Annotated in this window: 5 protein-coding genes; 3 read left to right on the top strand and 2 right to left on the bottom strand. The window is 75.4% G+C overall.

The window, feature by feature from the left end; all coding sequences use genetic code 11:
• Positions 1 to 55 precede the first annotated feature (55 nt).
• The 3 genes from DEF28_RS23740 to DEF28_RS23750 are packed head-to-tail and all read left to right on the top strand — an operon-like array spanning position 56 to position 5628.
• On the top strand, positions 56 to 3202 hold the full coding sequence (locus DEF28_RS23740; RefSeq protein WP_114400039.1) for an amino acid adenylation domain-containing protein: 3147 nt from the start codon (positions 56 to 58) through the stop codon (positions 3200 to 3202).
• Positions 3199 to 4401 carry a cytochrome P450 gene (locus DEF28_RS23745; protein ID WP_114400038.1) on the top strand — a complete coding sequence of 401 codons (1203 nt, stop codon included), beginning with the start codon at positions 3199 to 3201 and terminating at the stop codon, positions 4399 to 4401. Before DEF28_RS23740 ends, DEF28_RS23745 begins: the two co-directional genes overlap by 4 nt.
• Before the next feature lie 36 nt (positions 4402 to 4437).
• On the top strand, positions 4438 to 5628 hold the full coding sequence (locus tag DEF28_RS23750; RefSeq protein ID WP_114400037.1) for a cytochrome P450: 1191 nt from the start codon (positions 4438 to 4440) through the stop codon (positions 5626 to 5628).
• A 447-nt stretch (positions 5629 to 6075) separates the two neighbouring features.
• On the opposite strand, the gene DEF28_RS23755 is transcribed toward DEF28_RS23750, so the two are convergent.
• Together DEF28_RS23755 and DEF28_RS23760 are read right to left on the bottom strand one after the other, a co-directional pair.
• The gene (locus DEF28_RS23755; protein WP_114400036.1) at positions 6076 to 7065 is read right to left on the bottom strand and encodes a pectate lyase family protein; all 990 of its coding nucleotides are present in this window, start codon (positions 7063 to 7065) and stop codon (positions 6076 to 6078) included.
• A 423-nt stretch (positions 7066 to 7488) separates the two neighbouring features.
• Positions 7489 to 8760, bottom strand: a complete 1272-nt coding sequence (locus DEF28_RS23760) for a M14 family metallopeptidase (RefSeq protein WP_114400035.1) — start codon at positions 8758 to 8760, stop codon at positions 7489 to 7491.
• Positions 8761 to 8917: the final 157 nt, after the last annotated feature.

Here is an 8917-nt window from a genome sequence, read left to right on the forward strand (position 1 = left end):
CCTCCGTACCTCCGTACCCCCCCGCCCCGCCAGGGGCGACGAAGGGAACGACCGCATGACGACCACCGACCTCGGTGCAGACGGCGCCGAGTGCCGGCCGGTGACCGCCCGGCCCGGCTCCGCGACCACGGCCTACCCCCGCGACCGATGCCTGCACGAGCTGTTCGAGGAGCGGGCGCGGGCGCTGCCCGAGGCGGCCGCCGCCCGCCACCACGGCGCCGCCATCACCTACGGGGAGCTGAGCGTCCGCTCCGACGCGCTCGCCGCCCGGCTGCTCTCCGCCGGTGCCGGCCCCGGATCCGCCGTCGGCGTCTGCGGGCGGCGGTCGATCGAGGCCCTGGTGGCCTTCCTCGGCATCCTCAAGGCCGGCGCGTACTACGTCCCGCTGGACGACGACCACCCGCCCGCCCGCCTGCGCGCCATGGCCGAGGACGCCGACGTCCGTACCGCCGTGGTCCTGCCCGGCAGCACCTGCCGGCTCCGCCGGCTGCGGGCCCGGGTCGACCTCGCGCCCGGCGGCCGGCCCGCCGGCCCGCCGGCGCCGGCGCCCGCGCCGCCGTCCGGCACCGCCGCCACCGACCCCGCCTACGTGATGTTCACGTCCGGCTCCACCGGCCGCCCCAAGGCCGTCGCCGTGCCGCACCGCGGCGTCGTCCGGCTCGCTCTCTCCGACCCCGGCCTCCCGCACCCGGGCCCCGACGACCGGGTGCTGCACGCCTACGGGCTGTCCTCCGACGCCTCCACCATCGAGATCTGGTCCGGGTTGCTCGGCGGGGCCAGCCTCGTCCTCATCGACCGCGAGGAGCTGCTGTCGCCCGCCGCCCTGGCGGACCGGCTGAACGCCGAGGCGGTGAGCATCGCCTACCTCACCACCAGCGTCTTCCACCACGTCGCCCGCACCCGGCCGGGCGCGTTCGACCGGCTGCGCTTCGTCTCCGCCGGCGGCGAGGCGATGGATCCCGACCTCGCCCGCGCCGTCCTGGCCGCCTGCCCCGGCACCGACCTCGTCAACTTCTACGGCCCCACCGAGAACACCGTCGTCTCCACGCTGCACTTCGTGCGCGGGCTGCCCGCCGACGCCCGCACCGTGCCGATCGGCCGGCCGCTCGCCAACTCCACCTGCTTCGTGCTGCGCCCCGACGGCTCCCCGGCCGGGGTCGGGGAGCCGGGCGAACTCCTGGTCGGCGGCGACGGCCTCGCGCTCGGCTACCTCGGCGACCCCCGGCTGACCGCCGAGCGGTTCGTGGTGACCCCGCTGGGGGAGCGCCTCTACCGCACCGGCGACCGCGCGGCCTGGCGGCCGGACGGCGCGCTGGAGTACCTGGGCCGGGTCGACCGGCAGATCAAGCTGCGCGGCCACCGGATCGAACCCGACGAGGTCGAGGCGCGGCTGCGTGCGCACCCCGACGTCGGCGAGGCGGTCGTCGAACTCGCCGCCGCCCCCGACGGGGGCGGCGCCCTCGTCGCCTACGTCACCCCCGCGCGCGCCGACCACCCGGTGGACACCGTCGCGCTGCGCCGGGCGTGCGCCGCGTGGCTGCCGGCCGCCGCCGTCCCGTCCCGGATCACGGCCCTCACCGGCTTCCCGGTCACCTCGGCCGGCAAGGTGGACCGCCGCGCGCTCGCCGGGCTGCTCCCCGCCCCCGGCGCGGCCCCCGCGGGAGCCGCGCCGGCGGAGGTCGCGGGGCTGCGCGACACGCTCGCCGAGATCTGGCGGCTCACCCTCGGCGTCCGCCCCGATCCCGGCGACGGCTTCTTCGGGCTCGGCGGCGACTCCCTGCTGGCCGCCGAGGCGGTCACCCGCACCCTCGCCGTGCTCGGCGTCGGTGCCGAGCACGGCAGCGCCCTCGTCCGCGCGCTGCTGGACGACCCCACGCTGGACGGGTTCACCGCGGCGGTGCGCCGGGTCCGCGACGGCAGACCGGCCGCGCGGGCCGGCGAACCCCGGATCGACTTCGCGAGCGAGGCGCGGCTCGGTTTCGAACCGCCGCCCGCGCGCGGCCCGGAACCCCGGTGGGACCGGCCCGCCGACGTCCTGCTCACCGGTGCGAGCGGCTTCGTCGGTGCCTTCCTGCTCGACCGGCTGCTGCGCGCCACCGGCGCCCGGATCCACTGCCCGGTGCGCGCCCGCACCGAGCAGCACGCCCGCCGCCGGGTGCTCGGCAACCTCGCCCGCTACGGCCTGTCCGCCGAAGGGGCCGAGGAGCGCCTCTCCTGCTTCCCCGCCGACCTCACCGCCCCCGGCCTGGGGCTCGACCCCGCGCACGCCGCCGACCTGGCCGGACGGCTCGACCTCGTCGTCCACTCCGCCGCGCAGGTCAACTTCCTGTACCCCTACACCGCGCTGCGCGCCGCCAACGTGGCGGGCACCCGCGAGATCGTCCGGCTGGCCGCCCCGCGCCGGGTGCCCGTGCACTTCCTGTCCACGGTCGCGGTGCTGGCCGGGTTCGGCACCGCGGGCGTGCGGCACGTGGCCGAGGACCGCCCCCTCGACCACGCCGACCGGCTCACCATGGGCTACGCCGAGAGCAAGTGGGTGGCCGAACGCCTCCTGGCCGAGGCCGCCCGCCGCGGGCTGCCGGTCGCGATCCACCGGCCCTACGAGGTCACCGGCGACCGCAGCCGCGGCGCCTGCAACACCGAGACCGCCATCTGCTCGCTGTTCAAGATGATCGCCGAGACCGGTGTCGCCCCCGACATCGCGCTCCCCATGGACTTCGTCCCCGTCGACCACCTCGCCGACGCCGTCGTGCACATCGCCACCCGCCACCGGGCCGACGGCCGCGTCTACCACCTCACGAACCCCCGTCCCGGCACCCTCGCCGACGTGCTGGAGCGGATGCGCGCGGCCGGCTGCGGCGTCCGCACGCTGCCCTATCCGCAGTGGGTCGCCGAACTCGTCCGGCACGTCGCCCGCAACCCCACCACCCCCACGGCCCCCTTCGTCTCGCTGTGCGTCGACCGCGGCAACAAGGCCGACATCTCGGTCAAGGAGATGTACCTCGACGGCGTCTTTCCCGCCCTCGACCGGACCAACGCCGAGCGGGCCCTGGCCGGCAGCGGCCTGGAGTGCCCGCCCGTCGACGCCGCCCTCCTGGACCGCTACCTCGACCACCTCTTCGCGTCCGGCTACATCGAACGCCCTGCCCGGACCGCGCCGACCGCGCCGCCGCGCCGCCCGGAGGAGGACCCCGCGCCATGACCCCCCAGGACACGGCCATCGAGCTGCCCGCACCGGCGCCCGGCACCCCTGGACCGCCGTGCGCCTACGCCGCCCTGCGCGCCGACCAGCCGATCGCCCGGGTGCGTACCCCCCGGGGGGACAGCGCCTGGCTGGTCACCCGCCACGAGGACGTGCGCGCCGTGCTCGCCGACCCGAGGCTGGTGCGCCCGCTGATGTCGGAGTGGCCGCCCGGCCGGCCCGCCGCCGAGCACGCCGGCCTGGGGGTCCGCACGCTGCTGGAGATGACCGGCGACCAGCACGCCCGGGTGCGGCGGATCATCGCCCCGCTGTTCAGCCCGCGCCGGGTCGCGCGCTACGCGCCCCGGGTGCGGGCGCTGGCCGAACGGCTGGCCGGCGGAGTCGAGGCGGCCGGACCGCCGGCCGACCTCGTCGCGGGCTTCACGGAACCGCTGCCCCTCATGGTGCTGTGCGACGTCGTCGGCTTCCCCTACGAGGAGCGCGACCGCTACCTTCCGCTCACCGACGCCGTGCTGCGCGCCACGGCGCTCCCGCTCGACGAGGTGCTCGCCGCGCTCGCGGCGCTCCAGGAGTACGTCACCGAGCTCATCGAGCGCCGCCGCACCGACCCCGGCGACGACCTCCTCGGCGAGCTGCTGGCCGGGGTCGGCACCCAGACCGGGCTGACCCGCGAGGAGCTGGTCAGCTTCGCCGCCAGCGTGCTGATGGCCGGCTACAAGACCAACGTGCAGCACCTCGGCAACGCCCTGCTGACGCTGCTCGCCGACCCCGGCCGGCCGCGCCGGCTCCGAGAGGCGCCGGAGCTGCTGCCGTCCGCCGTCGAGGAGCTGCTGCGCCACGTCCCGCTGATGAACGCCATCGTGGTCACCGTCGCCACCGAGGACCTCACGCTGTGCGGACGCCGGATCCGGGCCGGCGAGGCGGTGCTGCCCGTGATCGCCTCCGCCAACCGGGACGGCGCGGTGTTCCCGGACGCCGACCGGGTCGACCTCGAACGGACCCCCAACCCGCACCTGGCGTTCGGCCACGGCCCGCACTACTGCCCGGGCGGCCACCTGACCCGCCTGCAACTGCGGGTCGCCCTGGCCACGCTGCTGCACCGCTTCCCCGGGCTGGAGCTCGCCGTGCCGGCCGACCGCCTCGACTGGGACGAGGAGAACCCGCTGCGCGCGCCGCTCGCCCTCCCCGTCCGCTGGTAGCCCGAACACCCCCGACCCTCCGAGGAGCCGACCCCCGTGCGACCGACCGACCGCCTGCCGCGGTACCCCTTCAGCGACCGCGGCGACCGGCTCGCCCCCGAACTCGCCGACCTCGTCCGCACCTGCCCCGTGGCCCGGGTGCGGACCAACTCCGGGGATCCGGCGTGGCTGGTCACCGGCCACGCCGAGATCCGGCAGGTCACGCGCAGTCCGCGGTTCGCCCGGAGCCAGGCGGGCGACCCTGGCAGCCCGGTGCAGGACACCCCCATCCTGGCGCCCGAACTCATGGGCGCCCTCGACTACCTCCGGCGGGCCGGGCTGCTCGACGAGGTGCGCCGGGCGCTGGGGCGCGAGCAGCCCGACTGGCCCGATGCGTGGGTCCGGGCCACGGCCCGCGAGGGGCTGGAGGCGATGGTGCGGACGGGCCAACCCGGCGACCTGCAGAGGCACTTCGCCGAGTGGGTGGCCGGCCGCGCCCTGTGCCGGGTGATCGGCCTGCCCCCGGATGACCTGCCCCGGCTCGCGGAATGGGCTGACACCGACCTCACCATGTGCATCCCCGCGGAGGTCGTCGCCGAGAACTGGGCCCGCCTGCGGGACTACCTGCTGGACCGGGCCGCCGACCGCTCGCGCCTCCCGCACGAGGGGCTGCTGTTCCGGCTCGCCGACCGCAACACCGGGCCGGGGCGGCTCGACGACCGCCAGCTCGCCAACATCGCCGCGGTGCTGTTCGTCTCCGGGTACGAGGACCTGGCCAGCCTGCTCGGCGTGGCGGCGATCAACCTGCTGCGCCGTCCGGAGGCCGTGCGCGACCTGCGCGAGCACCCGGACCGGATGCCCCGCCACGTCGAGGAGCTGCTGCGGGTCAGCGTCGTCCTTGGCAACGGCCTGGCCCGCATCGTCACCGAGGACACCGAACTCGGCGGGGCGGCCCTGAGCCGCGGCGACCTCGTGCTGCTGTCCACGGACGCCGCCAACTTCGACCCCGAGGCGTTCCCCGGCCCCGACGACTTCGACCCCGACCGCGCGCCCAACCCGCACATGCGCTTCGGGCACGGACCGCACTACTGCCCCGGCGCGTACTTCAGCCGCCGCGTCACGGAGCTGGCGTTCGGGGTCCTGCTCGACCGGCTGCCGCACGTGGCGCTCGCCGTCCCCCCGGAGCAGATCCCGTGGTGCCCGGACCGCATGGCGATCATGCCGGCCCGGATCCCCGTCCGGTGGTGAGCGGCCCCGGACGGCGGGGCCGCGCCGGCCGCGCACCCGAGGCCGCGCGGGCGGCCCGCACGAGTGGAAGGAGGACCGCGTGCCCGTGGAGGGGAGGCGCCCCGTGGGACGGCCGGTGACCCAGCGTCCCCCGGCGGCGCCCGGCCGCCCCCGGCGGGCGCGGGGCACCGGCCCATGAGCCTGGGAAGGACGTACCCGCTCAAGGAGGTCCTCCTCCGCCCGCCCCCTCGACCGGGGGCGCGCACGCACCGCCGCGCTCCGCCGGTTCCCGCGCCGCGGCCCGGGGAGCGGGAACCGGTCGCGAAACGGGGCCGCGCGCCGGCCGGGGTGCGGCCGGCGCGCGGTGCGTGTTCCGGGGCCGGGTGCGCCGCCCAGTTTGGGAAGCGCTTTCCGTGAGGGCGGGGCGAGTCCGTCGCGCCCACGGTCCCGGCGGGGTCCGGAGGCGGGTCAGATCCTGCCGGCGCCGGCGCCGCCGCGCACGATGCTCGGGACGTCCGCCGCGTTGTCCAGCGAGTAGGAGTAGGGCGGAGTGGCGACGCTGCCGTCGGTCTCCACCGCGCCGGAGTTGTCGAGGAAGTTGCCGCGCGCGGTCAGCAGCCCGGGGTCGGAGGAGGCGTAGCCGACGTGTGTGGGGTTGTCGACGTTCTCGAAGTAGTTGTTCTCGACGAGGACCCGGGCGTCCATCGTCGAGGCGACGCCGTACTCCTCGTTGTCGAGGTAGTAGTTGTTGTACACGTGCACACTCGCGGAGAACCGCACGCGCGGGTGGCGGGTCTCGGTGCCGTCGAAGAAGTTGTGGTGGTAGGTCACCCGCAGGTGGCCGGCGTCGGCGGTGTTGCTGTCGCTGTGGCCGACGAGGGACGTCTTGTCGTGGTCGTAGAAGTGGTTCCACGAGATCGTGACGAAGTCCGACTCGCGCTTGACGTCGACCGCGCCGTCGTTTCCGCCGGTGAAGCTGTTGTGGTCGACCCAGACGTTGGTGGAGCCGTCCTGCAGGTTGATCGCGTCGTCGTCCCAGTCGCGGAAGTGCAGGTTGCGGATGATGACGTTGTGGGCTTCGTCCACGTCGATGCCGCCGCCGGTGATGGTGGCGTTGGACCCGACGCCGATGAGCGTCTTGTCCGACGTGATGTCGTTCATGCCGTCCAGCGTCACGGTGCCGGAGACCCGGATGGTCAGCGGGCCCTCGGTCTCCAGCGCGTCGACGAGTGCGGCGCCGGAGGTGACGGTCACGGTGCCGCCGCCGGCTCCGCCGGTGGTGCCGCCGTTCTGGGTGGCCCAGCCGGTCAGGCCGTCGGCGAGCGGGGTGTCGGCGGTGTCGGGGGCCGCGGGGGCGGCGGCCGCCAGGGAGATTCCGGCGGCCAGGGCCGCGACGGCGGCGGGCAGCACGGCGGCGCGGGAACGGCGGGAGGTGGGGGACTGCTGCGCTTTTCGCATGGTGTGTCGATCCTCGGTGGGAAGGCTCACTCGGAAGGAGCTCGTTGAGCGGGGGACACCTGCCGGCGACTCGGCCGCGCCGCCGCGGTGCTCGGACCTGGCCGCGTCGCCAGGTGGTGCCGCCGGGGCCGGTCGCGACCCGGTGTGCCGGCGGCGGACTCGATCGAGTGCTGTAAGCGCTTTCCGAATAGCAAGTTACGTCCGTGTCAACCCGCTGTCAACGCTTGGTTTCGCAGCGCGTCCGATAACCCTGCTCGCGGCCCTGATGACGGGTGGGAACGCTCCCGGGCTGGCGCGGACAGCGCGCCGGGACTCCTCCGCCGGCGGCGGGCGGCGGCCCGGACGCGGGCACACCGACGGGCGGTCCGCCGGCGGGGGACCGCCGGCGGACCGCCCGCGCCACTCAGGCGCCGCGGAGCCCGGTCAGCAGTACTGCGCCTCCTTGCCGATGGCCCGGTACGGGCAGTCGGCGTGGTCGACCAGCTCGAGCACGGCCTCGCGGTTGCGGGCCGTCTCCCGCCCGATGACCTCGTCGGGCGGGTAGAAGCCGCCGCCGGCGGCGCCGGCGGGGTACATCTCGAAGGTGTAGGCGAAGATGCCCTGGTCGCCCCACAGCCAGTCGTCGATCGACCCGTCGGTGATGTACAGGTCGCTGGCCTGCTGCGGCGTGTAGCCGTTGGACTCCGCCATGAGCCGGCCGAGCGCCGCGTGCGCGTCGTAGTCGTCCCGGGTCATGCCGGGTGCCACGTCGGCGTAGGTGTAGCCGTAGGGCCACAGGATCAGCTCGCCGTAGGTGTGGAAGTCGATCGCGATCTCGATCTGCTGCTCGCCGCCGACCACCCGGCCGCGGACGAAGTCGGCGACCACCCGCACCTCGGGTGCCGACTCCGGCGCCGCGCCCCGGTAGGTGCTGCTCGACGGGGTGCCGGAGGAGCCGCCGCAGCAGCCCCACCGGTAGTCCCAGTTGCGGTTGAGGTCGGTCCCCGCGCTGCCCCCGGAGTTCGGCTGGCGGTTCTTGCGCCAGCTCCGGTAGGAGCCGGTGGCGATGTCGTACTCGCCGCCGTCGGGGTTGACGTCGGGCACGATCCAGATCTCGCGGGAGCGCAGCAGCCGGGTGATCTCGGAGTCCGTGCCGTAGCCGTCGGTGAACAGGTCGATCAGGTAGAGGGCCATCTCCACCGTGAGGTGCTCGCGTGCGTGCTGGTGGTGGGTGAACAGCACCTCGGGCCGGTCCTGGTCGGCCGCGGCGTTGTCGCTGATCTTCACCGCGACGATGTCGCGCCCCTCGTAGGAGCGCCCGATGACGGTGGTGCGTACCAGGGACGGGTGGTCGGCCGCCGCCTGGCGGATCGCGGCCATCATCTCGGCATAGTCGTGGTAGTCGGAGTCACTGGGCGGGAAGTCCATCGGGGACGGTTCCGCGATCTCGGTGGTCGGGAAGCCGAGCCGTCCGACGGCGGCCGCCTCCCGCTCCGTGGCGGTGATGACGAGCGCGCCGTCCTCGACGCCGTCGATCGCCGCGCCGGTGCGGGAGACCTCGGTGCGCTCCTGCGGCGTGCTCGGCCCGACGACGCGGTACTGCCGCGCGGCGGGCTCCGCCGCTCCGTACTCGTCGGCACCGGCGCTCGCGTGCGCGCCGCTCGCGAGGAAGAGCGACGTCAGGGCGAGCCACGTGACCAGCCTGCGTCCGTTCACAGAGCCTCCAAGGGGGTGGGGGATGAGGCGCTGAGGCTGTACTCAGTTGCTGAGTTCATTGATGGACGCGCGGGTGGTGCTGTCAATGCGTCGGCATGCCGTCACTCCCCGTGCCGGGCGCCGGCCGGCCGATGACGGGCGGGGAACGGCACGGGGG

The sequence above is a fragment of the Marinitenerispora sediminis genome (genome assembly GCF_003336425.1).
GTDB classification, from domain to species: Bacteria; Actinomycetota; Actinomycetes; order Streptosporangiales; family Streptosporangiaceae; genus Marinitenerispora; species Marinitenerispora sediminis.